General features: G+C 65.4%; 23 protein-coding genes. 13 read left to right on the top strand and 10 right to left on the bottom strand.

Annotation, left to right across the window (positions count from 1 at the left end; all coding sequences use genetic code 11):
- Nucleotides 1-5: 5 nt before the first annotated feature.
- A complete protein-coding gene (locus APT63_01055) occupies nt 6-1,328 on the top strand; it encodes a histidine kinase (GenBank protein ID AMA47760.1) in 1,323 nt (440 codons plus the stop codon).
- Between the two features lie 167 nt (nt 1,329-1,495).
- Here APT63_01055 and APT63_01050 read toward each other — a convergent pair whose 3' ends face one another.
- On the bottom strand, nt 1,496-2,785 hold the full coding sequence (locus APT63_01050) for a hypothetical protein (protein ID AMA44308.1): 1,290 nt from the start codon (nt 2,783-2,785) through the stop codon (nt 1,496-1,498).
- Nucleotides 2,786-3,242: 457 nt separating this feature from the next.
- A complete protein-coding gene (locus APT63_01045; protein ID AMA44307.1) occupies nt 3,243-4,349 on the bottom strand; it encodes an agmatine deiminase in 1,107 nt (368 codons plus the stop codon).
- Nucleotides 4,350-4,678: 329 nt separating this feature from the next.
- Here APT63_01045 and APT63_01040 point away from each other — a divergent pair, with 329 nt between their 5' ends.
- The 5 genes from APT63_01040 to APT63_01020 all read left to right on the top strand — a co-directional run bounded on the left by APT63_01040 (nt 4,679) and on the right by APT63_01020 (nt 10,413).
- The gene (locus APT63_01040; GenBank protein ID AMA44306.1) at nt 4,679-5,761 is read left to right on the top strand and encodes a dTDP-glucose 4,6-dehydratase; all 1,083 of its coding nucleotides are present in this window, start codon (nt 4,679-4,681) and stop codon (nt 5,759-5,761) included.
- A gap of 62 nt (nt 5,762-5,823) precedes the next feature.
- Nucleotides 5,824-6,699, top strand: a complete 876-nt coding sequence (locus APT63_01035) for a dTDP-4-dehydrorhamnose reductase (GenBank protein AMA44305.1) — start codon at nt 5,824-5,826, stop codon at nt 6,697-6,699.
- 38 nt (nt 6,700-6,737) lie between these two features.
- Nucleotides 6,738-8,552, top strand: coding sequence for an ATPase (locus APT63_01030; protein AMA44304.1), 1,815 nt, complete (start codon nt 6,738-6,740; stop codon nt 8,550-8,552).
- The gene (locus APT63_01025; GenBank protein AMA44303.1) at nt 8,549-9,958 is read left to right on the top strand and encodes a Fis family transcriptional regulator; all 1,410 of its coding nucleotides are present in this window, start codon (nt 8,549-8,551) and stop codon (nt 9,956-9,958) included. The genes APT63_01030 and APT63_01025 overlap by 4 nt, the downstream gene beginning before the upstream one ends.
- Entirely contained in the window at nt 9,955-10,413 is a 459-nt protein-coding gene (locus tag APT63_01020; GenBank protein AMA44302.1) for a thioesterase, read from the top strand. Before APT63_01025 ends, APT63_01020 begins: the two co-directional genes overlap by 4 nt.
- On the opposite strand, the gene APT63_01015 is transcribed toward APT63_01020, so the two are convergent.
- Both APT63_01015 and APT63_01010 read right to left on the bottom strand, forming a co-directional pair.
- Nucleotides 10,402-11,232: a 3'(2'),5'-bisphosphate nucleotidase CysQ gene (locus APT63_01015; protein ID AMA44301.1), complete on the bottom strand. Its 831-nt coding sequence runs from the start codon at nt 11,230-11,232 to the stop codon at nt 10,402-10,404. The genes APT63_01020 and APT63_01015 overlap by 12 nt on opposite strands.
- Complete coding sequence (locus APT63_01010) at nt 11,229-11,792, bottom strand: ADP-ribose diphosphatase (protein ID AMA44300.1); 564 nt, start codon at nt 11,790-11,792, stop codon at nt 11,229-11,231. Before APT63_01010 ends, APT63_01015 begins: the two co-directional genes overlap by 4 nt.
- Nucleotides 11,793-11,857: 65 nt before the next feature.
- Between APT63_01010 and APT63_01005 the strand changes: the two genes are divergently transcribed.
- The 4 genes from APT63_01005 to APT63_00990 all read left to right on the top strand — a co-directional run bounded on the left by APT63_01005 (nt 11,858) and on the right by APT63_00990 (nt 16,506).
- Nucleotides 11,858-12,520 (top strand): haloacid dehalogenase, encoded by a 663-nt coding sequence (locus APT63_01005; protein ID AMA44299.1) that lies wholly within the window; start codon nt 11,858-11,860, stop codon nt 12,518-12,520.
- Between the two features lie 131 nt (nt 12,521-12,651).
- Nucleotides 12,652-13,482: a formate dehydrogenase accessory protein FdhD gene (locus APT63_01000; GenBank protein ID AMA44298.1), complete on the top strand. Its 831-nt coding sequence runs from the start codon at nt 12,652-12,654 to the stop codon at nt 13,480-13,482.
- A gap of 5 nt (nt 13,483-13,487) precedes the next feature.
- Complete coding sequence (locus tag APT63_00995) at nt 13,488-15,827, top strand: CbbBc protein (protein AMA47759.1); 2,340 nt, start codon at nt 13,488-13,490, stop codon at nt 15,825-15,827.
- 211 nt (nt 15,828-16,038) lie between these two features.
- A complete protein-coding gene (locus APT63_00990) occupies nt 16,039-16,506 on the top strand; it encodes a hypothetical protein (GenBank protein AMA44297.1) in 468 nt (155 codons plus the stop codon).
- Between the two features lie 42 nt (nt 16,507-16,548).
- Here APT63_00990 and APT63_00985 read toward each other — a convergent pair whose 3' ends face one another.
- The 3 genes from APT63_00985 to APT63_00975 form a co-directional block, all read right to left on the bottom strand.
- Nucleotides 16,549-16,971, bottom strand: coding sequence for a thioesterase (locus tag APT63_00985; GenBank protein ID AMA44296.1), 423 nt, complete (start codon nt 16,969-16,971; stop codon nt 16,549-16,551).
- Nucleotides 16,972-17,169: 198 nt separating this feature from the next.
- Nucleotides 17,170-18,711, bottom strand: a complete 1,542-nt coding sequence (locus tag APT63_00980; GenBank protein AMA44295.1) for a phosphoenolpyruvate carboxykinase — start codon at nt 18,709-18,711, stop codon at nt 17,170-17,172.
- 181 nt (nt 18,712-18,892) lie between these two features.
- Nucleotides 18,893-19,795 carry a molecular chaperone Hsp33 gene (locus tag APT63_00975; protein AMA44294.1) on the bottom strand — a complete coding sequence of 301 codons (903 nt, stop codon included), beginning with the start codon at nt 19,793-19,795 and terminating at the stop codon, nt 18,893-18,895.
- A gap of 108 nt (nt 19,796-19,903) precedes the next feature.
- Here APT63_00975 and APT63_00970 point away from each other — a divergent pair, with 108 nt between their 5' ends.
- Nucleotides 19,904-20,710 carry a phosphoesterase gene (locus tag APT63_00970; protein ID AMA44293.1) on the top strand — a complete coding sequence of 269 codons (807 nt, stop codon included), beginning with the start codon at nt 19,904-19,906 and terminating at the stop codon, nt 20,708-20,710.
- 28 nt (nt 20,711-20,738) lie between these two features.
- Here APT63_00970 and APT63_00965 read toward each other — a convergent pair whose 3' ends face one another.
- On the bottom strand, nt 20,739-21,140 hold the full coding sequence (locus APT63_00965; GenBank protein ID AMA44292.1) for an RNA-binding protein: 402 nt from the start codon (nt 21,138-21,140) through the stop codon (nt 20,739-20,741).
- A 112-nt stretch (nt 21,141-21,252) separates the two neighbouring features.
- On the opposite strand from APT63_00965, the gene APT63_00960 reads away from it, so the two are divergent.
- Nucleotides 21,253-21,735: a ribosomal protein S6 modification protein gene (locus APT63_00960; protein ID AMA47758.1), complete on the top strand. Its 483-nt coding sequence runs from the start codon at nt 21,253-21,255 to the stop codon at nt 21,733-21,735.
- Nucleotides 21,732-22,637 carry a ribosomal protein S6 modification protein gene (locus APT63_00955; GenBank protein AMA44291.1) on the top strand — a complete coding sequence of 302 codons (906 nt, stop codon included), beginning with the start codon at nt 21,732-21,734 and terminating at the stop codon, nt 22,635-22,637. The genes APT63_00960 and APT63_00955 overlap by 4 nt, the downstream gene beginning before the upstream one ends.
- 53 nt (nt 22,638-22,690) lie before the next feature.
- Here APT63_00955 and APT63_00950 read toward each other — a convergent pair whose 3' ends face one another.
- Nucleotides 22,691-24,004, bottom strand: a complete 1,314-nt coding sequence (locus APT63_00950; protein AMA44290.1) for an ATPase — start codon at nt 24,002-24,004, stop codon at nt 22,691-22,693.
- 124 nt (nt 24,005-24,128) lie between these two features.
- Complete coding sequence (locus tag APT63_00945) at nt 24,129-24,869, bottom strand: two-component system response regulator (GenBank protein ID AMA44289.1); 741 nt, start codon at nt 24,867-24,869, stop codon at nt 24,129-24,131.
- Nucleotides 24,870-25,117 lie beyond the last annotated feature (248 nt).

The following is a 25,117-nucleotide window of genomic DNA, read 5'->3' as shown; positions in this document are numbered from 1 at the left end:
TGATCATGGTCAGCGGCACCCTGGTGGTGCAGCTAATGTCCAGCAGCATCTGGTTCGACGTGCGCTTCGCCCAGGTGCTGGAGGCGCCGGTGCGCCTGATGGCGGCGCGGGCCGCTCCGCTCATCGCCCAGGCCGATTGCCATGTGCCCAGCGCCCAAGTGCCGCCGCGCTACCGAGTGCGCTGCGCCGACCGGCTGCCTGCCACGCGCCATGACGATCGGCCCGGTCGGCATCGGATCGAGCTGCTCCTCAACCAGGCACTCACCCACGAGTTGGGTCAGCCACGGGCCGTCCGCTTGCTGCTCGGTGAACTGATCGATGAACAGGGGCGTCCGGTGGTCTGGCACAGCCTGTTCGGTCTGCGCACGGCCCAGGCACACCTGCGCTTCGCGGTGGGGCTGCCGGACGGTCACTGGCTGATCGTCGAGGGTCGTGAACTGCAGGGCTGGAGCGGCGAGTCGGCCTGGGTGCTGATCGGCGACTACCTGCTGCGTGTCTATGTGTTGCGCATCATCGCGGTGCTGGTGGTCTGCCTGGTCGCGGTGCGCTTGTGCCTGCGGCCGCTGCAACGGCTGAGCGAAGCGGCGCGCGGGCTGGGCCAGAACCTGGCGCAGCCGCCGCTACGGCTGGACGGGCCGCACGAGGTGCGTCAGGCGGCGCAGGCGTTCAACGCCATGCAGCAGCGGCTGGTGGGCATGATCCATGACAAGGCCTACTTCCTGGCGGCGGTCTCCCACGACCTGCGCACACCCCTGACCCGCATGCGCCTGCGCCTCGAGCGCCTGCCCGAGGGCGTGGACAAGGACCGCCTGCGCCAGAACGTCGCGCAGATGGACGGCATGATCGGCCAGGTGCTCGATTACCTGCAGGCCGGCGAGCAGCAGAACCTGCAGGTCGTGACTCTGGAACGTCTGGTGAGTCGGGTCTGCGCCGACCTGGCCAGTGCCGACGAGCCCTTGCCGGTGCAAGGCAGCGTAGGTGCTGTAGAAGTGGACGCGCTGATGATGCAGCGCTGCCTGCAGAACCTGATCACCAATGCCCTGCGCTATGGCCGCGAGGTCGGTGTCCGCCTGGAGCGCGAAGCGGGCTGGGTGTGCGTGCACGTGGAAGATCGCGGGCCAGGCATCGATCCGGCCCAGCTGGCGAGCATCGTCGAGCCGTTCGTGCGGGGTGAGGGCTCACGCAATCGGGCCCATGGCGGCTATGGCCTGGGGTTGAGCATCGCCCAGCGGATCGCGGCGAGTCATGGCGGGCAGTTGAGGCTGGCGAATCGGGAAGGCGGCGGGTTGCAGGCGACGGTGAGCTTACCGGTCGAGCCAGAGGCGTGAGAGGTGATCGAGGGAAGGCATGAAGAGGGCCTGAACAGACCGGAATGCCCGAAACACGATGTCCCTTCGATGACGTCGCGACACGCGAAACACGTGCTCGCTCACAGGGACATCGGTGCGGTCGGGGATAGCGTGCTGCAAAACTTCACGCCACCCCGTCCAGAGGATCAGAGAATGCTGATCGGGTATTCGACGAACACGCGCACTTCGTTGCCGTCGTCGTTGTAGCCGTTCTGGCGCACGCTGTTGGAAGTCCGCAGGATCGAGCTGCGCAGCTTGACCGAGAGGTCCTTGGCCGGGCCTTCCTGAACGACGTAGCGCACCTGGTTGAACAACTCGCGCTCCTTGCCTTCGCCGAAGCCGTGGGTGTTGATGTTGTCACCCCGCACGTAGGCGACCTTGTAGCTCAGGCCCGGCACGCCGTAGGCGCTGAAGTCCAGGCCGTAGGCGACCTGCCAGGAGCGCTCGTCCTCGGCGTTGAAGTCGGACCAGTAGGAGTTGGCCAGGTAGATGGTCGAGCCGCCGTCGCCGACGCCGCCACGGTTCTGGTACCAGCCGTAGTTGTAGCCGGTGCTGCCGGTGCTGCGCTGGTGCGCCAGGGTGAACGAGTGCGGGCCGTACGCGTAGGTCGCGGCCAGGCTCCAGATGGTGTTGGAGTCACCGGTCAGGCCGGCTTCACGCTCGTACTTGCTGTCGATGCTGGTCTTGTAGCCGTTGAAGTCCAGGGTCAGTGCCTGATCGTCGGCGATCGCATGGACGTAGTTGACGCCCAGGTAGTGCTTCTTCAGCACGTCCTCGATGTCCGAGGTGTACAGCGAGGCCGACAGGTTGTCGGTGAACTTGTAGCTGCCGCCCAACACGTTGATCGACTTCAGGCCGCCGCTGTCGCGGCTTTCCATGCTCTTGCGCGCTTCCTGGGTGAAGCGGCCGGCGTTCAGCTCCAGGCCGTCGATCTCCTTGGAGGTGATCATGGTGCCCGCGAAGCTTTCTGGCAGCAGGCGCGAGTCGTCGTATTGCAGGACCGGCAGCGACGGCATCATGTCGCCGTACTTGAGCACGGTGTTGGACACGCGGAACTTGATCGCCGCGCCAGCACGCGCCAGGTTGTGCGGGGAGTTGGTCGGCTCGCCGTCGCTCGGCTTGAAGAAGTCGACACCCGCCCCGCCGTTGCGGCCCTTGCCGCCGTCCAGGCGCAGGGCGTACAGGCCGAAGGCATCGACGCCCACGCCCACGGTGCCCTGGGTGAAGCCCGACGCGAAGGTGCCGATGAAGCCCTGGCCCCATTCGGCCTGGTTCGAGGCGCCGTGCTTCTTGTCGCGGTGGATGTAGGCGTTGCGCAGCAGCACGCTGGCGCTGCTGTCTTCGATGAAGCCGTTGCTGGCGGCCTGGTCATTGGCCTGAGCCTGGGTCGCGGCCATCAGCGCCACGGCGACGAGACTGATCCTGGTTTTGAACATGTTGTTTTCCTTGTAGCGAATCAAAAACGCGCTGTTGAACGAAACGCCGGGCCTGACGCCCCTTCGCAGGTTCGACGTTTTACAGGTCTGGACGGGCGGCGCTCGCCGAAGACGGCAGGGGCGCCCACGGTCACAAACCGGTAAGGGTCAACAGGCGGACGCGGCATCCTAGCCGCGCTGAAGCGAAGATGTCAAAAAAACGTGAAAAGCAGAGCGTTATAACCAAAGGTTGGGGGCTTAGCAGAGAAATTACGCGCAGATGCCGACGGGATCGGTGCAATCTGTTTTTTCTGAGAGGGGTGTAGGAAGGGTCTGAGAGTGCAAGCTGCAAGCTAAGAGCTGCAAGCTAAGAGCGTGGCCGATTGGAGCGAGGATAGATAAACGATAGGGCTGAGGGGGGCACCGATGGCTGCCCCCCACACGATCAGCTCGCAGTTTGCAACTTGCCGCTAATGACTCACCCCTTGTACGGCGCCGGTTGCTGTTGGGTCAGGCAATGGATGTTGCCGCCGCCCAGCAGCAGTTCGCGACCCGGGATCATGACCACTTCGTGGTCGGGGAAAAGCGTGGTCAGCAGGGTGCGCGCTTCGGCATCCATGGGGTCGTCGAAGCTCGGAGCGATGATGCCGCCGTTGACGATGAGGAAGTTGACGTAGGAACCGGCCAGGCGCACCGAGGGGTTGCGCTCCTGGCTGCCGGCGATCTGGTCGACGCCGTCGCACTCCTCTTGCGTCGCGTACAGCGGCGCGGGGATGGGCATCTTGTGCACCAGGAACTCACGGCCCTTGGCGTCGCGGCTGGCGTTCAACACCTCGAGGGCGGCGCGGCAGCGGCTGTAGTTCGGGTCCTGCGGGTCGTCGGTCCAGGCCAGCAGCACTTCGCCCGGGCGCACGTAGCAGCAGAAGTTGTCGACGTGCCCGTCGGTCTCGTCGTTGTACAGCCCTTCCGGCAGCCAGACGATAGTGTCCACCGCCAGGTGATCACGCAGAATCGCCTCGATCTGCGCACGGTCCAGGTGGGGGTTGCGGTTGTGGTTGAGCAGGCACTCTTCAGTGGTGATCAACGTGCCCTCGCCGTCCACATGGATCGAGCCGCCTTCGAGCACGAAGCCCTCGGTGTGGTAGCGCTGGCAGCGCTCCATCTCCAGCACCTTGACGCCCACGGCCTGGTCCCGGTTCCAGGGCGCGTACAGGCCGCCCTCGAAGCCGCCCCAGGCGTTGAAGTCCCAGTGCACGCCGCGCACTTCACCGTGGCCGTCGATGACGAAGGTCGGGCCGGTATCGCGCACCCAGGCGTCATCGCTGCTCATTTCGACCACGCGGATGTTGGGCAGGTCGAGGCGGCTGCGGGCGTTTTCGTACTGACCGGCGGACACCCCGACCGTGACTGGCTCGAAGCGGGCGATGGCCTTGGCCAGGGTGATGTGCGCGGCCTGTGCCGCCTTGCCACCCAGGCGCCAGTTGTCGGGGCGCTCGGGCCAGATCATCCACACCTGGCTCTGCGGTGCCCATTCGGCTGGCATGTGGAAGCCGTCGGCACGGGGGGTGGTGGTGAGGGTCTTCATGGGTAACCTCTTCAAGGGCGGCCAGCGGCCAGGCCGAATGGATGAAATGAAAGGCCAAGACTACGCGAATACGTGACCGGGCGTATCGTTTCGGACGCCCCTTTATAGTCGATATTTATCGAGCCTGGAAGCAACAAGACCCCGAAATCTCTGTAAAACCTTTATCTATTACCGATTAAAATCGACAACAAGAACGTCTTCACACCCTAGGCATCAAAGGCTGTCTCACCGTGAAGCGTCGTCTGAATACGGCCAGCCTTGAATAATGCGTGCCGAACGACGACCCTCATGCCTATCAAGAACTGACAGTCAGGCAAGGCAGCACTCCTATGCGAATTCTCATCACCGGCGGCGCAGGTTTCATCGGATCGGCCCTGGTCCGTCACCTGATCAACGACACTTCCCATGAAGTGCTGAACCTCGACAAGCTGACCTACGCCGGCAACCTGGAGTCGTTGAGCAGCATCGCCACCGACACGCGCTACGAGTTCGTGCAGGCCGACATCGTCGACCAGGCGGCGGTCAGCCAGATCCTCGAGCGTTTTCAGCCCCACGCCGTCATGCACCTGGCGGCCGAGTCCCACGTCGATCGCTCCATTGATGGCCCCTCGGCGTTCATCCAGACCAACATCGTCGGCACCTACAGCCTGCTCGAAGCCGTGCGTGGCTACTGGTCGGCACTGCCGGACGCCGAACGCGCTGCCTTCCGTTTCCACCACATCTCCACCGATGAAGTGTACGGCGACCTGCATGGGGTGAACGACCTGTTCACCGAGACCACGCCTTACGCCCCCAGCTCGCCCTATTCGGCCAGCAAGGCAGCCTCGGATCACCTGGTACGCGCATGGCACCGCACCTACGGCCTGCCCGTGCTGCTGACCAACTGCTCGAACAACTATGGCCCCTACCACTTCCCGGAAAAGCTCATCCCGCTGGTTATCCTCAATGCGCTGGAAGGCAAGCCCCTGCCCGTGTATGGCGATGGCCTGCAGGTGCGTGACTGGCTGTTCGTCGAAGACCATGCCCGGGCCTTGTTCAAGGTGGTGAGCGAAGGCCAGGTCGGCGAGACCTACAACATCGGAGGCCACAACGAGCAGAAGAACATCGACGTGGTACGCGGCATCTGCGCCCTGCTCGAAGAGCTGGCCCCGCAGCGTCCCGCAGGGCTGTCCCACTACGCCGACCTCATCACCTTCGTCAAGGATCGCCCTGGTCACGACCAGCGCTACGCCATCGACGCCAGCAAGATCGAGCGCGAATTGGGGTGGGTTCCACGTGAAACATTCGAGAGCGGCCTGCGCAAGACCGTGCAGTGGTATCTGGACAACCTGGAGTGGTGCCGTCATGTGCAGGACGGCAGCTACCAGCGCGAACGCCTGGGCAACAGCGAGCCGAAAGACCTGATCGCCTGATCACGGACGTTCGCCCGACGGGGTCAAGGCAGCCGCCCTGACCGACTGATCCAGGAGTTTTCATGAACCCTACCGCTACGCTCGACATCCTCATCATCGGCCACGACGGCCAGGTTGCCCGTGCCTTGCGCGAGCGCCTGGCGCAGCATCGCCTGCACGCCTGGGGCCGCGCCGATATCGACCTTACCCAGGCAACACAGGTCGGCGATCGCATCCGCCAATTGCGCCCGGACCTGATCATCAACGCAGCGGCCTACACCGCCGTGGACCAGGCGGAAAACGACCAGGCCCAGGCGTTCGCCCTCAACGGTGAAGCGCCAGGGCTGCTGGCTCAGGTCGCCGCCGAGCTGGGCGTGCCGTTCATTCACTACTCGACTGACTATGTGTTCGACGGGCTCAAGTCGGCGCCCTATGACGAAGACGACACCCCCAATCCTTTGGGCGTGTATGGCGAGAGCAAGTGGGCCGGTGAGCAAGCGGTCATGGCCGCCGGCGGTCAGCACCTGATCCTGCGCACCAGCTGGGTCTACTCCAAGCACGGTCGCAACTTCTTCCTCACCATGCAGCGACTGCTGCAGGAAAAGCCCGAGCTGCGCGTGGTCGATGATCAGATCGGCGCGCCAACGTCCGCAGCCACCATCGCTGCCAGCACGGCCTCCCTGATCGAGCGCTGGCAGAATGGCCAGGCAGGTGCCTGGGGCGTCTATCACCTGACGGCCCAAGGCGAAACGTCCTGGTTCGGCTTCACCCAGGCCATCGCCGAACGGCTCACCGCCCAAGGCACGTCGTGCGCTCGGCTGATACCGATTCCTTCCAGCGAGTACCCCACACCCGCCCGACGTCCGCTCAACTCACGACTGAACTGCGACCGACTGCGCGAGCAGTGGCAGGTGACGCAGCCGGATTGGCGGCAGGCACTGGTGGATGCCTTCAACTAGCGCATAATTGCGTCAGACCCTTCTGACGCAAGCTGGCGATGATCTCCATTTCGATACCCCCGCGCCGCCCTCGGTGGCGCAGCCTTGCCCTGCTGGCCGTGTGCCTGGCGCCCCTGCTGTGGCCGCTGCATCACCTGGCCGAGCGCTACTACCAGAGCGAACTGGCCTCGCAGAACCGCCAGACCCTCGACCTGTACGTCGCCAACCTGCTCGGCACCCTGCACCGCTACGAGACGCTGCCGCAGATCCTGGGCGAGCTGCCGGCCCTGCGCACCGCGCTCGCCGACCCGCTCAAGCTCGAGGGGCTGACCAACGCCAACCGCCTGCTCAAGGACATCGCCCGCCAGACCGGCGCCGAGGTGATGTACCTGATGGACGTCAACGGCAACACCCTGGCGGCCTCCAACTGGGACAAGCCCGACAGTTTCGCGGGACGCAACTTCGCCTTCCGGCCCTACTTCATGGAGGCCATGCAAGGTCGCCTGGGGCGGTTCTTCGGTCAGGGCACGACGTCGGCCAAGCGCGGCTATTTCTTCGCCGCCGCAGTGCGCAATGGCGAGCAGGTCATCGGCGTGCTGGTGGTCAAGGTCGACCTGGACCATACCGAGACCCTGTGGGGCCACACCCCGGAACAGCTGCTGCTGACCGACCATAACGGCGTGGTGGTGCTGACCTCGCGCCCGGAGTGGCGATTCCGCGCCACGCGCCCGCTGACCGACGCCGAGCGTGAAGCGGTCGCGGCGATCCAGCCCTACCCCACCAAGTCGCCGCAACCGCTGGAGCTCAAGCCCGACGCCTGGCTGGTACAGAGCGAAGGGATCGCCGAAACCGGCTGGCAGGTGAGCATCCTGGCGCCGCGCACGCTGGTCGATCGCTCGGTGCAGACGGTCATGGCCATCGGCGCAGGGACGTTGCTGGTGCTGATGCTGCTGCTGGGCCTGGCCATGCAGCGGCGGCGCCACTACATCGACCGCATTGACCTGGAGGCCCATGGCCGCCAGGAGCTGGAAAAGCGCGTGGTGGCGCGCACCGCCGACCTCGAAGGGCTCAACGCCCGCCTCAAGGAAGAAGTGCTGGAACGCGAGCAGGCCCAGCAGGACCTGGTGCGCGCCCAGGACGAATTGGTCCAGGCCGGCAAGCTGTCGGTGCTGGGCACCATGTCGGCGAGCATCAGCCACGAACTCAACCAGCCGCTGGCGGCCATCCGCAGCTATGCGGAAAACGCCGAGATCCTGCTCGACCATCAACGCCTGGACGACGCGCGCGGCAACCTCAAGCTGATCGGCGAGCTGACCGGGCGCATGGCCTCGATCATCGCGCACCTGCGGGCCTTCGCCCGACGCGACCGGCATGCACCGGAAAGCGTGGCGCTGCAGCCGGCCCTGGACGATGCCCTGGCGCTGCTGGCCAAGCGTCGGCGGGCCATGGCGGTGGAACTGATCCGCGACCTGCCGGACGCGCCGCTCTGGGTGCAGGCCGGCGAGACCCGGCTGCGCCAGGTGCTCGGCAACCTCCTGGCCAATGCCCTGGATGCCCTGACCGAGAAGGCCAACCCACGGCGCCTGTGGATCAGTGCCGAACGGCGCGACGAGCACGTCTACCTGTACATTCGCGACAACGGCCCTGGCTTCACTCGCCAGGCCCTGGAACAGGCCAAGGAGCCGTTCTTCACCACCAAGACACGCACCCAGGGCCTGGGCCTGGGGCTGGCCATCTGCGACAGCCTGATGCGCGCGCTGGGTGGGGAACTGCTGCTGGCCAACCACCCGGAAGGCGGCGCCCTGCTGACCCTGCAACTGCGGGTCGCCAAGCCCGGCGCCAGCCTGCCATCTTCGGAGGACCCTTCGGCATGACACCCGGAGACATGATCGACAGTCACGTCCAGGTGATCCTGGTGGACGATGACCCGCACCTGCGCCGTGCCTTGAGCCAGACCCTCGACCTGGCCGGCCTCAAGGTGGTCACCCTGGACAGCGCCCAAGGCCTGGTCGAGCGGATCGAGACCGACTGGCCCGGCGTGCTGGTCAGTGACATCCGCATGCCCGGCATCGACGGCCTGCAGCTGCTCGAACGGGTGCACGCCCGTGACCGCGAGCTGCCGGTGCTGCTCATCACTGGCCATGGCGATGTGCCCCTGGCGGTGCAGGCCATGCGGGCCGGCGCCTACGACTTCCTGGAAAAGCCCTTCGCCAGCGACGCGCTGCTCGACAGCGTACGGCGGGCACTCGATGTGCGCCGGCTGGTGCTGGAGAACCGCAGCCTGCGCCTGGCACTCAGCGACCGGCAGCAACTGGCGACCCGCCTGGTGGGCCAGTCGCCGTCGATGCTGCGCCTGCGCGAGCAGATCGGCGCCTTGGCCGGCACCCGCGCCGACGTGCTGATCCTGGGCGAGACCGGCGCCGGCAAGGAGGTCGTGGCCCGTGCTCTGCACGACCTGTCGGCCCGGCGCAGTGGGCCTTTCGTGGCGATCAACGCCGGCGCGCTGGCCGAATCGGTGGTCGAGAGCGAGCTGTTCGGACATGAGCCGGGAGCGTTCACGGGTGCGCAGAAGCGTCGCATCGGCAAGTTCGAGTTCGCCAACGGAGGCACCCTGTTCCTCGACGAGATCGAGAGCATGAGCCTGGATGTGCAGGTCAAGCTGCTGCGTCTGCTGCAGGAGCGCGTGGTCGAGCGCCTGGGCGGCAACCAGTTGATCCCGCTGGACATCCGCGTGATCGCCGCGACCAAGGAAGACCTGCGCCAGGCCGCCGACCAGGGCCGCTTCCGCGCCGACCTGTACTACCGACTGAACGTCGCCTCGTTGCGCATCCCTGCCTTGCGCGAGCGCGGTGACGACATCCTGATGCTGTTCCAGCACTTTGCCGATGCGGCCAGCCAACGCCATGGTCTGCCGCCCCATGACGTGCAGCCTGCCCAGCGCGCCCTGCTGCTGCGCCATGCCTGGCCGGGCAACGTGCGTGAATTGCAGAATGCCGCCGAGCGCTTCGCCCTCGGCCTGGAGCTGGCCCTCGATGGGCAGGCGCCGCTCGATGAGGCGCCCGTCAGTACCGCCACCCAGTCCGACGGGCGCCTGAGCGAGCAGGTAGAGCAGTTCGAGCGGACGTTGATCGTCGCTGAAATGGCGCGCTCGCACACCTCCCTGCGCAGCCTGGCCGAAGCCTTGGGCATGCCGCGCAAGACCTTGCACGACAAGCTGCGCAAACATGGCCTGAGCTTCACCGACGGCCACGCCCAGGACGATCAGGAGGAACCCCGGTGAACCGCCAGACATGCCTCGACTTGCAGGCCTTGCTGCACGACGACATTCCGCTGACGAAACACATGGGGCTGGAGGTGCTGGGCTGGGACGCCCGTGCGCTGCGCCTGGGGCTGCCGCTGGCCGCCAACGTCAACCACGCGCACACCATGTTCGGCGGCAGCCTGTACTGCGTCGCCGTGCTGGCCGGCTGGGGCTGGTTGCATCTTCGCCTGCGCGAGGCCGGGATCGACGATGGGCACATCGTCATCCAGGAGGGCCAGATCAGCTACCCGCTACCGGTCACCGGTGCGGCGGTCGCCGTGTGCGAGGCGCCGCCTGACGAGGCCTGGGACCGGTTCGTCAAGCTGTACCAGCGGCGTGGGCGTGCGCGGCTCGCCCTCGACACCGTCGTGCTCAATGCCGGTGACCCGAGGCCTGCCGTGACCTTCAGCGGGCACTACGTGCTACACCGTTGAGGCCAGTGTCAGCAGGGTCTGGCGCCACGGGGCCGCAGCGGGCAGCGCCAGGAAGTGCGCGTTGAGCAACGACTCCCGGGGCGGATAGGCGAAGCGCCGGCCTTCGAGGTCGAGCACTTCGCCACCGGCGCCTTCGAGCACGCCCTGGGCTGCGGCGGTGTCCCACTGCGAGGTCGGCGCCAGGCGCGGGTAGCAGTCGGCAGCTCCCTCGGCCAGCAGACAGAACTTCAACGAACTGCCGATGTTGGCCAGCGTCAACTCCCCCAGCGCATCGCCCAGTCCGGCCAGCAAGGCTTCCTGCCGAGGGCTGGAGTGACGGCGGCTGGCGACCACCGTGAACCGCTCGCCCGCCGGTGGCTGGCGCCGGACGCGAATGGGCCGCTCGACATCGCCCGCGTCGGCCCGCCAGGCGCCCAGGCCACGTCCACCGTGGTAGCTGCGGCCATTGACCGGCATCACCACCACCCCGAACACCACCTCGCCGCGCTCGACCAGGGCGATGTTGACGGTGAACTCTTCGCTGCCGGCGATGAACTCCTTGGTGCCGTCGAGTGGGTCCACCAGCCACCAGCGTGTCCAGCCTTCGCGCTGGGCGAGCGGGATGTCGCAGTCTTCCTCCGACAGCACGGGAATGTCCGGCGCCAGCGCGTTCAGACCGGCCTCGATGACCGCATGGGCCGCCAGATCGGCGGCCGTCACCGGGGAGTCGTCGGCCTTGGCGGTCACCGCCACGCCGGCGCGCCAGAACGGCATGATCGCCTCACCGGCACGACGTGCCAGGGTGACGACGGCCTGCATCAGGTCGCGATCGTCACTCATGCGAACAGCCCCCGTTGCGTCAGCAGGTCACGGACCAGGTACAGCGCGGCCAACGCCCTGCCCTCGGAGAACTGCGGGTGCGTGGCCAGCGACGACAGCTCGCGCAGGTCGACCTTGTCCACCCGCATCGGCTCCGGTTCGTCGCCTTCCAGGCGCTCTTCATAGAGGTCGGTGGCCAGCACCACCTGGATCTTCTGGCTCATGTAACCGGGCGACAGCGACAGCTCGGTCAGGTGCTCCAGCTGGCGTGCACCGAAGCCGGCTTCCTCCTTGAGTTCACGGTTGGCGGCCGCCAGCACGTCCTCGCCCGGCTCGATCAGGCCCTTGGGCAGGGACAGCTCGTAGCTGTCGGTGCCGCCACAGTATTCCTCGATCAGCACGGCATGCGCTTCATCGAGCATGGCCACGATCATCACCGCGCCATGGCCCGTGCCGCTGCCGACCAGCCGCTCGTAGGTCCGCTCGGTCCCGTTGGTGAAACGCAGTTGCACGGCTTCGACTCGGAACAGGCGACTGCTGGCGACGATCTCGCGACCGAGCACGGTGGGTTTCTGGCGCATGGGAACGGCTCCTTGGCATGAACGGGTTACTATACCGTGGCTTGCCGACCGATCGAGAACTTCACATGCCTCTTCTGAACTGGACGTCCATCGATACCGTGCTGCTGGACATGGACGGCACCCTGCTCGACCTGCACTACGACAACCAGTTCTGGCTGGAGCACCTGCCGGCCCGCTATGCCCAGGTGCACGGTGTGAGTCGGGCCATGGCCGAACTGGAACTGCAACCGCTGTTCGAGCGCAATGCAGGCACCCTCAACTGGTACTGCCTGGATTTCTGGAGCCGCGAGCTGAACCTGCCGATCCGCGAGCTCAAGCGCGAGATCGCCGACCTGATCGCCTTGCGCCCGGACGCCGACGTGTTCCTGGCGGCCGTGCGCGACGCAGGCAAGCGCGTGGTGATGATCACCAATGCCCACCGTGATTCGCTGTCGCTGAAGCTGGAGCGGGTGGAGCTGGCGCCCTACTTCGAGCGCCTGATCAGCTCCCATGACTATGGCTTCCCCAAGGAAAGCCCACAGTTCTGGGACGCCCTGCAGGCGGACATCGGCTTCATCCCCGCGCGCAGCCTGTTCATCGACGACACCTTGGCGGTCCTGCGCAGTGCCCAGCGCTTCGGCGTGGGCCACCTGCTGGCCGTGCGCGAGCCGGACAGCCGGCGCGGGCCGCGCGACACCGAGGAGTTCGCGGCCGTGGAAAATTACCGGGCGGTGCTCGAGGGGCTGTAGCCGCGTCGGCAGGCCACGCGACCACCGTCCATCGACGGCGTCTATCACGGTATCGAGTCAAGCGATTAGACGGGTTGTCCATTGAGGCATACGCTTGATCGAGTGATAAACGCCGCCGGTGATCCGTTGTCATGAACAGCACACTTCCGGTCTGCGCGGCATCCACGTCCTTCGCCCTGCCTGCCGCTCGCAGCACCTACGACTATCATCCCCTCGACGCACAGGCTGCCGAGGCGACACCGCTCGCCGAGGAAGTGGCCCTGGCCATCGCCTACAACGGGCTCAACCAGGCCGTCATGCTGGTCAGCCCCACCGACCTCGAGGATTTCGTGGTCGGCTTCAGCGTCGGCAGTGGCATCGTCGCCGACCTGTCCGACCTGTACGACCTTACGCTCTCGGGCAGTGGCTCAGCGCTCTATGCCGACGTGCAGATCTCCAGCCGCGCCTTCTGGGCGCTGAAAGATCAGCGCCGCCAACTGGCGGGCACCAGCGGCTGTGGCCTGTGCGGGGTCGAGGCCCTGGAGCAGGCCCTGCCTGAGCTGAGCGCGCTGCCCGGCGCCTCGCTGCCTCCGGCGGCCTGGCTGCAAGGCCTGCGCCAACGGATCGAACCGTTCCAGGTGCTGGGTCAGGACTGCGGCGCCGTGCATGCGGCCCTGTTCATGGATGCCCAGGGCGAACTGCTGCTGGGCCGTGAAGACATCGGTCGACACAACGCCCTGGACAAGGTGATCGGTGCCCTGCTGCGTCAGGGTGTCGAGACGGCCGGCGGCCTGGCGATCGTGACCAGCCGCTGCAGCCTGGAACTGATCCAGAAGGTCCTGCGCGCCGGTATCCAGACCCTGGTCAGCCTGTCCGCGCCGACCGGCCTGGCCACACAGTGGGCGCGCCGCCACAACCTCAACCTCATTCATTTGCCCAAACACAGTGCACCGCGGGTATTCAGCCCCGTGAGGGAGCCGTGATCGCCATGACCACTCATCAGCAACTTCCCCAGACCCGCTCCAACCCCCGCTACAAGCCCTACGCTGGCCCGGCCGGCGGCTGGGGCGCGCTGCGCAGCGTGGCCAAGGCCTGGGTCGGCAGCGACAACGCGCTGAAGAACATCCGCGCCCTGCTCAAGACCAACCAGAACGGTGGCTTCGATTGCCCGGGCTGCGCCTGGGGCGACTCGCCCGAAAGCGGCATGGTCAAGTTCTGCGAGAACGGCGCCAAGGCCGTCAACTGGGAGGCCACCAAGCGCCGGGTCGACGCAGCCTTCTTCGCCAAGCACAGCGTGAGCGCGCTGCTCGAGCAGAGCGACTATTGGCTGGAATACCAGGGCCGTCTGACTGACCCCATGGTCTACGACCCTCAGACCGACCGCTACCAGCCGATCGACTGGGACGGTGCCTTTGCCCTGATCGCCCAGCACCTCAAGGGGCTGGAAAGCCCTGACCAGGCCGAGTTCTACACCTCGGGCCGGGCCAGCAACGAGGCCGCGTTCCTCTACCAGCTGTTCGTGCGCGCCTATGGCACCAACAACTTCCCCGACTGCTCGAACATGTGCCACGAAGCCAGTGGCGTGGCGCTCGGCCAGAGTGTCGGCGTGGGCAAGGGCACGGTGACCTTCCACGACTTCGAGCATGCCGATGCGATCTTCGTCTGGGGTCAGAACCCGGGCACCAACCACCCGCGCATGCTCGATCCGCTGCGTGACGCGGTCAAGCGTGGTGCCCAGGTGGTCTCGGTCAACCCGCTCAAGGAGCGTGGCCTGGAGCGCTTCCAGCACCCGCAGAACCCGCTGGAGATGCTCACCAACAGCGACCGGCCGACCAACACCGCCTACTTCCGTCCAGCCCTGGGCGGTGACATGGCATTGTTGCGCGGCATGGCCAAGTTCCTCCTGCAATGGGAACGCGAGGCCCAGGCCAAGGGTGAGCCGGCGATCTTCGACCACGCCTTCATCGCCGAGCACGGCCATGGGATCGAGGCCTACCTCGACGCGGTCGATGCCACGCCGTGGGAGCACATCGAGGCGCAGTCCGGCCTGACCCTGGCCGAGGTCGAGCAGGCCGCACGGATGTACTGCAAGGGCAAGCGGGTGATCATGTGCTGGGCGATGGGCATCACCCAGCACCGTCACTCGGTGCCGACCATCCAGGAAATCGTCAACGTCATGCTGCTGCGCGGCAACCTGGGCGTGCCTGGCGCAGGCCTGTGCCCGGTACGTGGCCACAGCAACGTGCAGGGCGACCGCACCATGGGCATCAACGAGCGCCCGCCGGTGGTGCTGCTGGACAACATCGAACGCCGCTTCGGCTTCACCGTGCCGCGTGAGAATGGCCACAACACCGTCGAGGCAATCCACGCCATGCTCGAAGGCCGCGCCAAGGTCTTCATCGGCCTGGGCGGCAACTTCGCCCAAGCGACCCCGGATACCGCGCGTACCCACCAGGCCCTGCGCAACTGCGACCTGACCGTGCAGATCAGCACCAAGCTCAACCGCAGCCACCTGGTGCACGGCAAGCAGGCGCTGATCCTGCCGTGCCTGGGGCGGACCGACATCGACCGTCAGGTCGAAGGGCCACAGGCCGTCACCGTGGAAGACTCCTTCAGCATGGTGCACGCCTCCAATGGCCAGCTGCAGCCGCTGTCCAAGGCGATGCGCTCGGAACCTGCCGTGGTAGCGGGCATCGCCGCCGCGACCCTGGGCAACTACCCTATCGACTGGCACTGGGCCGTGGCCGACTACGACCGCATCCGCGAGCTGATCGCCGACACCATCCCAGGCTTCGCCGGGTTCAACGAGCGCCTGCTCGAGCCAGGCGGTTTCTACCTGGGCAACACGGCCGGTTCACGGGTCTGGAAGACCCCCACGGGCAAGGCCAACTTCAAGGCCAACCTGCTGCCGGACACCTTGATCGACGCACGCGTGCTTGCCAGCGGCCAGGTGCCGGATCTGGTCATGCAGTCGATGCGCTCCCACGACCAGTACAACACCACCATCTACGGCCTGGACGACCGCTACCGTGGCGTACGCGGCCAACGTGATGTGATCTTCGTCAACGAGGCGGACATCATGCGCCTGGGCTTCGTGCCGGGGCAGAAGGTGGACATCGTGTCGTTGTGGGGCGACCAGGTCGAACGACGGGTCAATGGTTTCACGCTGTTGGCGTTCGACATTCCGGGTGGTCAAGCAGCGGCTTATTACCCTGAAGTCAATCCATTGGTGCCGTTGGATAGTATTGGCGATGGCAGTCATACCCCCACGTCGAAGTTCGTGGCCATTCGCCTGGAAGCCCCTCGCGACACCGGGCGTATTGTGTAAAACTTATGTAAAGCGCAAACAAGAACCCCCTCGTGAAAGAGGGGGTTTTTAAGTAAGGCAACCCGTTAAGACCGGGGCTTTCGAATAAAGTTTCAGTGCAAAAACAATAACCTGACAAACTGTTAGTGCAACGGGTTATTCGTCGGTTTTTGGTTGCCAGTTTCAACGTCGCACTTCACATTCGCCTCGTCAATTACATGAGGCTTTCTCAATGAAGAAGTACTCCTCGATTCTTTTGTTGTCCTTTGGCCTGTTCAGTGGTGCCGTCATGGCGGGTGGCAACACCGAAGCCGGTGTCGGTGGCGCATTGGGTGGGGTACTCGGCTCCGTCGTGGGCCAGTCGATCGGTGGCAGCACCGGTTCGGCCATCGGGGCCGGCCTGGGTGGCGCAGCCGGCAGTGCCGTCGGTGCCGACAAACGCCAGCGCGGTGAAGCCGCCATTGGCGGTGCCCTGGGTGCAGCCGGTGGTAACGTGGTCGGGCGCAGCGTAGGCGGCAACACCGGCAGCCTGATCGGTGCAGCGGCAGGCGGTGGCGCTGGCGGTGCCCTGGGCAACTACATGGGTAACAAGGCCGACCAGGACGATCGTCGCGATCGCCGTGGCTATGACAACCGTCGCCATGATCGCGGTCATCACTACGGCCATCGCAAGCACAAGCGCCACTGGCGCCATCGCTGAGGGCAGCGCCCGACCGGCGCAGGCTTGCAGCCGGTCAACGCCCTACAAGGCCCGCAGCGCCTCTTTCAGCCCTTCTGGTAACCGCGCCGGCTCGCCGCTGGCGCGATCGACGAACACCTGCACCCACCTGCCCGTAGCGCAGGCCTGGTCCTCGCCCTGACGAAACAGCACCAGTCGATATTCCACGGTACTGCCGCTGGCGCCCAAGATACCCAGTCCCACCTCGAGTTCGTCCGGGAAGCCGGGCAGTGCCAGGAAGTCCGCCGAGGTGTGGATCACGAAGGCCGCCAACGCCCCTTCACGCAGGTCGAGCCCGGCCCGTTGCAGCAAGAACGCCTGCACGGCGGACTCGAAGCAGGCGTGCACGGCTGCGCCCGACAGGAAGCCATTGGCGTCGTTGTCCTGGTAACGGCTGGTGAGGGTATGGAAGTAACCGCAATCGGTACGGGAGGGAGCATCGATCATGGAGGGCGCCCTATGGGTCAGAGGGTGTCCGGGTGGCTGCTGCGCAGCCAAATCGCTGGCAAGCCAGCTCCCACAAGGCACGTGGCACCTGTGCGTGCCTTGTGGGAGCTGGCTTGCCAGCGATGGGCCGCCGGGCGGCCCTGGGTGCTTCAACCCGACGGCCTCAGTGACTGAGCCGTCGGGCAATTCAGCAGTGTCTTACAGCTGTGGGCCCGCAGCCGTGATGGCGTCGGAGACTTCGAACTTCTTGAAGTTCTCGATGAACAGCTTGGCCAGGCCCTTGGCAGCTTCGTCGTAGGCAGCCGGGTCAGCCCAGGTGTTGCGTGGGTTGAGCAGGTTGGTCTCGACGCCCGGCACGGCTTTCGGCACGTCCAGGTTGATGATGCCCAGGTGCTCGGTCTCGGCACCGACCAGCGCGCCGCTCTGGATGGCCGCGATCACCGCACGGGTGGTCGGGATGTTGAAGCGCTTGCCGACGCCATAGCCACCACCGGTCCAGCCGGTGTTGACCAGGTAGACCTTCGAACCGAAACCATTGATCCGCTTGATCAGCAGTTCGGCGTATTCACCGGCCGGACGCGGGAAGAACGGTGCGCCGAAGCAGGTGGAGAAGGTCGACTTGATGCCGCTGCCCGACCCCATCTCGGTGGAACCGACCAGAGCGGTGTAGCCGGACAGGAAGTGGTAGGCCGCCTGCTCGTTGTTCAGGATCGACACCGGAGGCAGTACGCCGGTCAGGTCGCAGGTCAGGAAGATGACCGCGTTCGGCTCGCCGCCCAGGTTGGCGTCGGAGCGCTTGGCAACGTGCTCGAGCGGGTAGGCGGCACGGCTGTTCTGGGTCAGGCTGACGTCGGTGTAGTCGGCGTGCTTGGCGTCATTGATGATGACGTTTTCCAGCACCGCACCGTGCTTGATGGCTTTCCAGATGACCGGCTCGTTCTTCTCGGACAGGTCGATGCACTTGGCATAGCAACCGCCTTCCATGTTGAACACCACGCCTTCGCCCCAGCCGTGCTCGTCGTCACCGATCAGGTAACGGCTTTCGTCGGCCGACAGGGTGGTCTTACCGGTGCCGGACAGGCCGAAGAACAAAGTGACGTCGCCGTCTTCGCCAATGTTGGCAGCGCAGTGCATCGGCAGCACGTCGGCCGCTGGCAGCAGGAAGTTCTGCACCGAGAACATGGCTTTCTTCATTTCGCCGGCATAGCGCATGCCCGCGATGAGCACTTTCTTCTGAGCGAAGTTGATGATCACGCAGCCATCGGAGTTGGTGCCATCACGCTCGGGCACGCACTCGAAGTTGGCCACGTTGAGGATCTGCCACTCATCACGGCCTGCCGGGTTGTACTGGGCAGGATTGATGAACAGGCAACGGCCGAACAGGTTCTGCCAAGCAGTCTGGGTGGTCATCTTGACCGGCAGGTAGTGCTCGGCTGCCGCCCCTACGTGAACGTAGGAAACGAAGTGGTCCTGAGCAGCGTTGAACGCCTCGACGCGGTCCCACAGGGCATCGAACTTGTCGGCCGGGAACTTGCGGTTGATCGGGCCCCAGGCGATGGCCTCGGTGGTGCTCGGCTCGTCGACGATGAAACGATCGGCTGGCGAACGCCCGGTACGGTGGCCGGTTTGCACGACCAGCGCACCCGTGTCAGCCAACTCCCCTTCACCGCGAGACAGCGCTTCTTTTACCAGATCATCGACATTCAGGTCGGTGTACACGGTGTTGTTGGCTTGCGTCATGAGAATACCCTATCAGGCCTGCGGCCGAGTGTTCCAAACGTTTTGTAGTCGTCTGTTCCAAACTACTACAGCGAAAAAAAGTGGCCGGATTATGCCAGAAACGCCCAAAAAAAGTAGACCCCTCCTGTCAGAACAGCCGCTTAGCGCTGCATGACAGGAGAATCCCCTGAGATTAAACGTTTCAGTGACGAGTTTCTGACGGCGCTTCTGTCCCGCCCCCTGCAAACAGTTGGCGAATATCGGCTTCATCGAATACATAGCGCTCGTTGCAGAACTGGCAATCGACTTCGACGCGGTTGTTCAGTTCATGGACGAGGGCCAGTGCATCGGCTTCGCCCAGGCTGATCAGGGCATTGCCGGAACGCTCGCGGGAGCAGCTGCAACGGAAGCGCAGCGGGTGGGTCTCGAAGAGGCGGACGGCTTCGTCGTGGTACAGGCGATGCAACAGGGTCTGGTTGTCGAGCGTCAGCAGCTCTTCGTGCGACAGGGTCGTGGCCAGGGTCGTGACGTGCTGCCAGCTGGCGGCACGGTCGTCCTCGTCGCGCTCACGGTCGACCGGCAGCTGTTGCAGCAACAGGCCACGGGCATGCTCGCCATCGGCATCGAGCCAGAAGCGCGTATTCACTTGCTGCGACTGCACGAAGTAGTTGGTGAAGCATTGGGACAGGTCGTCGCCGTCCAGGTCGACGATGCCCTGGTAACGCTGGCCCTTGACCGGATCGATGGTCAAGGTCAGGTCACCGGCCGGCATCATCTGGTGCAGGGTGGCATCGTCGGCGATCTGCTCGGCCTCGTAACGGGCCATGCCACGGATGTCGCGCTCGCTGGAGCACTCGACCATCAGCAAGGGAATCGGTCCCGACGAGCGCGCCTGCAAGGTCATGATGCCGTCGAACTTCAGCGTGCCGACCAGCAGCGCAGCAGCGGCCATGAGCTCGCCGAGCAGCAGCGCGACCGGGCGCGGGTAGGGATGGCGCGCCAGGACTTCGGCGTAGCTGCGGTCCAGCTCCACCCACTCGCCGCGCACATCGCGGTCATCGAAGATGAAACGTTGGGTGAAATCGGTCTCGGGAATATCGTGCATGAGTTCTGGGTATCTGAAAATGATGACAAAATGTTTGCAGCTCGATGACGAGCCCGTTTTGGCGCCCTCGTGGCGTCTCGAATCCCTGCGTGTAATGGAAGGTATCTTATGGACAATCGGCCACTGTTCCAAGCCAAGTGGTCTTGGGGGCCGTTGGCAGCCTGTACCCTGCTGCCCATCGCTCTACTGTGTTTCTGGTTATGGCCACTTGGCCAGATGTTGTGCACCGCATTCGACGAATGGCTGTTCCACAGCCTCAACGCGCCGCTGACCGACCATGTCGTCTGGCGCTCCATCTGGACGGTGGGCAGCCTGCGCCCGTTCGACATCGTCGTGGGGCTGATCCTGCTGGGGCTGCTGATCAAGGGCAACTGGGTGTTCAAGGCCTGCCAGGTTCGCGAAGCCTTCTTTGGCTTTCTGGTCACGCTGATCCTGTTAGTGGTGATTCGCGCGCTGTTTTCCAAGTGGACCGACGCGATGGGCTGGCAACACGAGAGCCCTTCGATGGTGCTGCCCGACGCCGTGCGCCTGAGCGATTTCTATCCGCACCTGGAATCGCGCTGGGAACTCAAGGACCGTTCCGGCCAGAGTTTCCCGGGTGACCATGCCTCGGTGCTGCTGATCTGGGCCCTGTTCATGAGCCTGTTCAGCCGCCGTGTCGGGCAGTACCTGGTGATCTGGGGCCTGGCCGTGCTGTTCATGCTGCCGCGCCTGGTCGCCGGCGCCCACTGGGGGCAGGACGACTACATCGGTGGTCTGCTGATGGCGATCCTGGCCTTGGGCTGGAGCTGCTACACCCCCCTGGCGGCCAAGGCCAGCGCGGCCCTGCTGCGCTGGACGTCCGGGTTGTTCGCGCTGCTGGCGCGGCTGCCACTGGTCAAGTGCCTGAGCGTGGTCAAGACGCCACGTGGATGACCCAGGGGCGCCTGGACGCCCCTTCGCGTCAGTCGTGACTGCCGTGCAGTTGATGAATCTGACGCCGCTGTTTCTTGGTCGGGCGCCCCTCGGTGGTCACACCGAGCGCCCCGGCCTTGCGCAGGTCCGCCGCCTGCTGACGGCGCTTGATGCTGTCCTCGGTTTCCTCGTACAGCGTCTGGGCCTCCGGCGCGCCGCGGCGTACCACGGAGAGCGCCTTGACCACCACCGTGCGCTCATCGAAGCCGGTGCGCAGCACGAAGTGGTCGCCGATGCGCGGTTCCTTGCCCGGCTTGCAGCGCTCGCCCCGACAGTGCACCTTGCCGCTTTCGATCGCCGCCTTGGCCAGGGCACGGGTCTTGTAGAATCGCGCCGCCCATAGCCATTTATCCAGACGGACCTTGTCGTCTTCTTCCGGCTTTTGCGCCATCTCGCTTCCTCGAATGCTGTCTGTCACAGAACTGTACTACTGTCGGTGGCGAATGCAAAAACGCTCTGCCGTGCTTTACAGTGCCCACCTGCATTCACAGGGTTATGCATTCGTGAAAACATTTGACCACCTGAGTGTGATCGGCCTGCGCGAGTGGGTGGCCCTGCCGCTGCTCGGCCTGGCCGGTCTGCGCGCCAAGGTCGACACCGGGGCCAGCACTTCCGCCCTGCATGCGACGGACATCGAGCCGTTCGAACGAGACGGCCAGCCGTGGGTCAGATTCACTGCCCACCTCGGTTCGATCGTGCAGCTGCGGCATCGCCGCTGCGAAGCGCCCCTGGTGACCATGAAGACCATCAAGAGCTCGAACGGCCACGCCCAGCATCGCTACGTGATCCGCACGCCCCTGGCATTGGGCGATCGGGTCTGGGACGTCGAGTTCACGCTGACCTGTCGCAAGACCATGCGCTATCGCCTGCTGCTGGGCTCCAAGGCGTTGGTCCAGGGCCAGCTGGTGGTCAACCCGGGTCTGAAGTACGTCCAGGATAAACCGGCCTTTCCGGTTTCAACCATTCCAGCCACAGGTGCTGCATGAAGATCGCTGTGCTTTCGCGTAACCCGCGTCTGTATTCAACCCGCCGCCTGGTCGAAGCCGGTACTCAACGCGGCCATGAAATGGTGGTGATCGATACCCTGCGCGCCTACATGAACATCGCCAGCCACAAGCCGCAGATCCACTACCGGGGCAAGCCCCTGGAAGGCTTCGATGCGGTGATCCCGCGCATCGGCGCCTCGGTGACCTTCTACGGCTGCGCGGTGCTGCGGCAGTTCGAGATGATGGGCGTGTTCCCGCTCAACGAATCGGTCGCCATCGCCCGCTCGCGGGACAAGCTGCGCTCGCTGCAGCTGCTGTCGCGACGGGGCATCGGCCTGCCGGTCACCGGCTTCGCCCATTCGCCCGACGACATTCCGGACCTCATCCAGATGGTCAACGGCGCGCCCTTGGTGATCAAGGTGCTGGAAGGGACACAGGGCATCGGTGTGGTGCTGTGCGAGACCACCAAGGCCGCCGAATCGGTGATCGAGGCCTTCATGGGCCTCAAGCAGAACATCATGGTCCAGGAATACATCAAGGAAGCCGGCGGCGCCGACATCCGCTGCTTCGTGGTGGGCGACAAGGTCATCGCCTCCATGAAGCGTCAGGCCAAGCCTGGCGAGTTCCGCTCCAACCTGCACCGCGGTGGTGTCGCCAGCCTGATCAAGATCACCCCCGAAGAGCGCATGACCGCCATCCGTGCCGCCAAGGTCATGGGCCTGAGCGTCGCCGGTGTGGACATCCTGCGCTCCAATCACGGGCCGTTGGTCATGGAGGTCAACTCGTCGCCCGGGCTGGAGGGCATCGAAGTCACCACCAGCAAGGACGTCGCCGGCATGATCATCGAGCACCTGGAAAAACACGGCGGGCCGAACCAGACCCGCACCAAGGGCAAGGGCTGACTCCGGGCCCTGCCAGTCACCTCGCCTGGCAGGGTCGGACCCAGGGCGGCAGCTCAGACCGCATCGCGCGGCAGCAACAGCCCCAACGGCAGACGGACACGGGCTTCGATCCCCCCGCCCGAGCGGTTGCGCAGCTCGACGTTGCCGCCATGCTGCGCGGCGATGCGCTTGACGATGGCCAGGCCCAGCCCGGTGCCCTTGCCACTGCGGGCCCGATCGCCGCGGATGAACGGGTTGAAGATGGTCTCCAGCTCCGACGGGTCGATGCCCGCGCCTCGGTCGAGCACGCTCAGCACCACGTAAGGGGCGCCCTGGTCCCCGGACACGGACGCGGCGACCTCCACGGCCTCGCCCGCGTGATACAGGGCATTGCCTACCAGGTTGGTCAGCATGCGCTTGACCGAGACCCGGCGCAGCGGGAAGGGTGGGATGGGTTCCAGGCACAGCCGTACGCGCTCCTCCGGCTGATTGAACGGCGCCACCACCTCGTGCACCAGGCTCACCAGATCGACCTCCTCGACCGGCTCGTCGCGTCCATCACGGATGAAGGCCAGGAACTGGTCGAGGATGGCGTCCATGTCTTCGATGTCGCGCACCATGCCGTCGGTCAGCTCGCTCTCGCTGGGCAACAGGGAGAGGGACAGGCGCAACCGTGTCAGCGGCGTGCGCAGGTCGTGCGACACGCCTGCCAGCATCAGCTCACGCTCCCGTGCGGCCTGCTCGACATCCTCGGCCATCTGGTTGAACGAGCGGTACACCTCGGTCATTTCACTGGGCGTGTCGCTGATCGGCAGACGGACACTGCGCCCCTGCCCCAGCTGGCGTGCGGCGAACACCAGGCGCTTGAGCGGCTGGTTGAGCTGACGCACGAAGATCCAGGCCGACGCGGTGGAGAGCAGGCCGATGGCCAGGAACCAGCCCAGCACGTTCCAGATCTTCTGCCCACGGAGCGGGTGCGGATACAGCGGCACCTTCAGCCAGCCAGGCCCCAGGCTGGGCGCATTGACCCAGAGCGCGGGCGGTGCGTGGATGCGCAGGCGCACCTCGGTGTCCTCGCCCAGCTCGGCCTGCATCTGGCGCTGGTAGATCTCGCTGTAGGGCCAGTGCTGCTCGCCCTCGGGCACGCCCGCGCCAGTGACCCGGATCAGGCCCGCGGCCTCGGCGATCTGGTCGCGGTTTTCCTCGTCGGCCGCCCAGTAGGCACGCAGGGTCAGGGCCACGCCATGGCTGTACTGCCGATCGACGAGCACGTCTTCGTTCATCAGCAGGTAGACCAGAGTCAGGGCCTTGGAGAACAGCACCACGATCAGCACCAGCCAGAGGGTGCGGGCGAAGAAGCTTTGCGGGAACCACACGGGGGTTTTCATCGGGGACGGCTACCAGGGTACAGGGACGAATGGACCAGGGAGCCCGGCTCGGACACCACAGACGAAAACAGGGCGAGCCCGTGGGCCCGCCCTGTCGCGGCACAGCCAGCCAGTGGGCTGACCGTCATTTGCCGGCGTTTCCGTCCGGCACGAAGACGTAGCCGACACCCCAGACCGTCTGGATGTAGCGTGGCTTGGACGGGTCCGGCTCGATCATGCGCCGCAGGCGCGAGATCTGCACGTCGATAGAACGCTCCAGCGCGTCCCACTCGCGACCCCGGGCGAGGTTCATCAGCTTGTCGCGGGTCAGCGGCTCACGGGCGTGCATGACCAGGGCCTTGAGCACGGCGAACTCACCGGTGGTGAGCATGTGCACTTCGTCGCCCTTCTTCAGCTCGCGGGTGGCCAGCGACAGCTCGTAGTCGCCGAAGGTGACCGTCTCGTCCTCGCTGCCCGGTGCACCGGGGACGCTGGTGGCCTGACGGCGCAGCACGGCCTTGACCCGGGCAACCAGCTCGTCGGGGTTGAACGGTTTGGCCAGGTAGTCATCGGCCCCCAGTTCCAGGCCCTTGATCCGGCTGAGCTCGTCGCCCTTGGCGGTGAGCATGATGATCGGGATCTGGTTGTTGCCCGCGCGCAGGCGACGGCAGGCGGAGAGGCCATCCTCGCCCGGCAGCATGAGGTCGAGCACGATCAGATTGAAGACTTCGCGGGCCAGCAGACGGTCCATCTGCTCCACGTTGGGGACGGCGCGCGCACGGTAGCCCTTGCTGGTGAAGAAGCGCTCCAGCAGGCTGCTCAGCCCCGGGTCATCGTCGACGATGAGAATCTTTTCGCCTTCAGCGTTGGTTGCGGTGCTGCTCATGGATAACTCCTCTGATCTCGGCGCGCATTATGGCGTAGCCCTGGGTCGCCGTGCCGGGTGCATTGTTAGCAGATTTTTCCTCCCAGGACACGGGATCCGCGGCGCGGCGCGGGTTCGCCCAGGCCGGGACGGTCTCGATGCACACCAGGAAACGCCGCACCCGCTTCGCGGCCCTGGCGCCGGGCCATCACCGCAAGCGGGATACGGCGCGTATAATGCGCGGCTTTTCCCAGTGCCGCCGGTCATGG

This window comes from Pseudomonas monteilii (assembly GCA_001534745.1).
Lineage (GTDB): Bacteria > Pseudomonadota > Gammaproteobacteria > Pseudomonadales > Pseudomonadaceae > Aquipseudomonas > Aquipseudomonas alabamensis.
Note: the sequence above shows the minus strand (reverse complement) of the source record. Positions and strands in the feature narration are given on the sequence as shown.

Excerpts from the sequence above, each read along its gene's own strand:
- APT63_00950 (AMA44290.1), bottom strand. The coding sequence starts at position 24,004 with ATGAAAACCCCCGTGTGGTTCCCGCAAAGCTTCTTCGCCCGCACCCTC.
- APT63_00985 (AMA44296.1), bottom strand. The coding sequence starts at position 16,971 with ATGATCGATGCTCCCTCCCGTACCGATTGCGGTTACTTCCATACCCTC.
- APT63_01055 (AMA47760.1), top strand. The coding sequence starts at position 6 with ATGGTCAGCGGCACCCTGGTGGTGCAGCTAATGTCCAGCAGCATCTGG.
- APT63_00990 (AMA44297.1), top strand. The coding sequence starts at position 16,039 with ATGAAGAAGTACTCCTCGATTCTTTTGTTGTCCTTTGGCCTGTTCAGT.
- APT63_01005 (AMA44299.1), top strand. The coding sequence starts at position 11,858 with ATGCCTCTTCTGAACTGGACGTCCATCGATACCGTGCTGCTGGACATG.
- APT63_00975 (AMA44294.1), bottom strand. The coding sequence starts at position 19,795 with ATGCACGATATTCCCGAGACCGATTTCACCCAACGTTTCATCTTCGAT.
- APT63_01000 (AMA44298.1), top strand. The coding sequence starts at position 12,652 with ATGAACAGCACACTTCCGGTCTGCGCGGCATCCACGTCCTTCGCCCTG.
- APT63_01050 (AMA44308.1), bottom strand. The coding sequence starts at position 2,785 with ATGTTCAAAACCAGGATCAGTCTCGTCGCCGTGGCGCTGATGGCCGCG.
- APT63_01025 (AMA44303.1), top strand. The coding sequence starts at position 8,549 with ATGACACCCGGAGACATGATCGACAGTCACGTCCAGGTGATCCTGGTG.
- APT63_00970 (AMA44293.1), top strand. The coding sequence starts at position 19,904 with ATGGACAATCGGCCACTGTTCCAAGCCAAGTGGTCTTGGGGGCCGTTG.
- APT63_01010 (AMA44300.1), bottom strand. The coding sequence starts at position 11,792 with ATGCGCCAGAAACCCACCGTGCTCGGTCGCGAGATCGTCGCCAGCAGT.
- APT63_01045 (AMA44307.1), bottom strand. The coding sequence starts at position 4,349 with ATGAAGACCCTCACCACCACCCCCCGTGCCGACGGCTTCCACATGCCA.
- APT63_00945 (AMA44289.1), bottom strand. The coding sequence starts at position 24,869 with ATGAGCAGCACCGCAACCAACGCTGAAGGCGAAAAGATTCTCATCGTC.
- APT63_00965 (AMA44292.1), bottom strand. The coding sequence starts at position 21,140 with ATGGCGCAAAAGCCGGAAGAAGACGACAAGGTCCGTCTGGATAAATGG.
- APT63_01035 (AMA44305.1), top strand. The coding sequence starts at position 5,824 with ATGAACCCTACCGCTACGCTCGACATCCTCATCATCGGCCACGACGGC.
- APT63_01015 (AMA44301.1), bottom strand. The coding sequence starts at position 11,232 with ATGAGTGACGATCGCGACCTGATGCAGGCCGTCGTCACCCTGGCACGT.
- APT63_00980 (AMA44295.1), bottom strand. The coding sequence starts at position 18,711 with ATGACGCAAGCCAACAACACCGTGTACACCGACCTGAATGTCGATGAT.
- APT63_01040 (AMA44306.1), top strand. The coding sequence starts at position 4,679 with ATGCGAATTCTCATCACCGGCGGCGCAGGTTTCATCGGATCGGCCCTG.
- APT63_00995 (AMA47759.1), top strand. The coding sequence starts at position 13,488 with ATGACCACTCATCAGCAACTTCCCCAGACCCGCTCCAACCCCCGCTAC.
- APT63_01030 (AMA44304.1), top strand. The coding sequence starts at position 6,738 with ATGATCTCCATTTCGATACCCCCGCGCCGCCCTCGGTGGCGCAGCCTT.
- APT63_00955 (AMA44291.1), top strand. The coding sequence starts at position 21,732 with ATGAAGATCGCTGTGCTTTCGCGTAACCCGCGTCTGTATTCAACCCGC.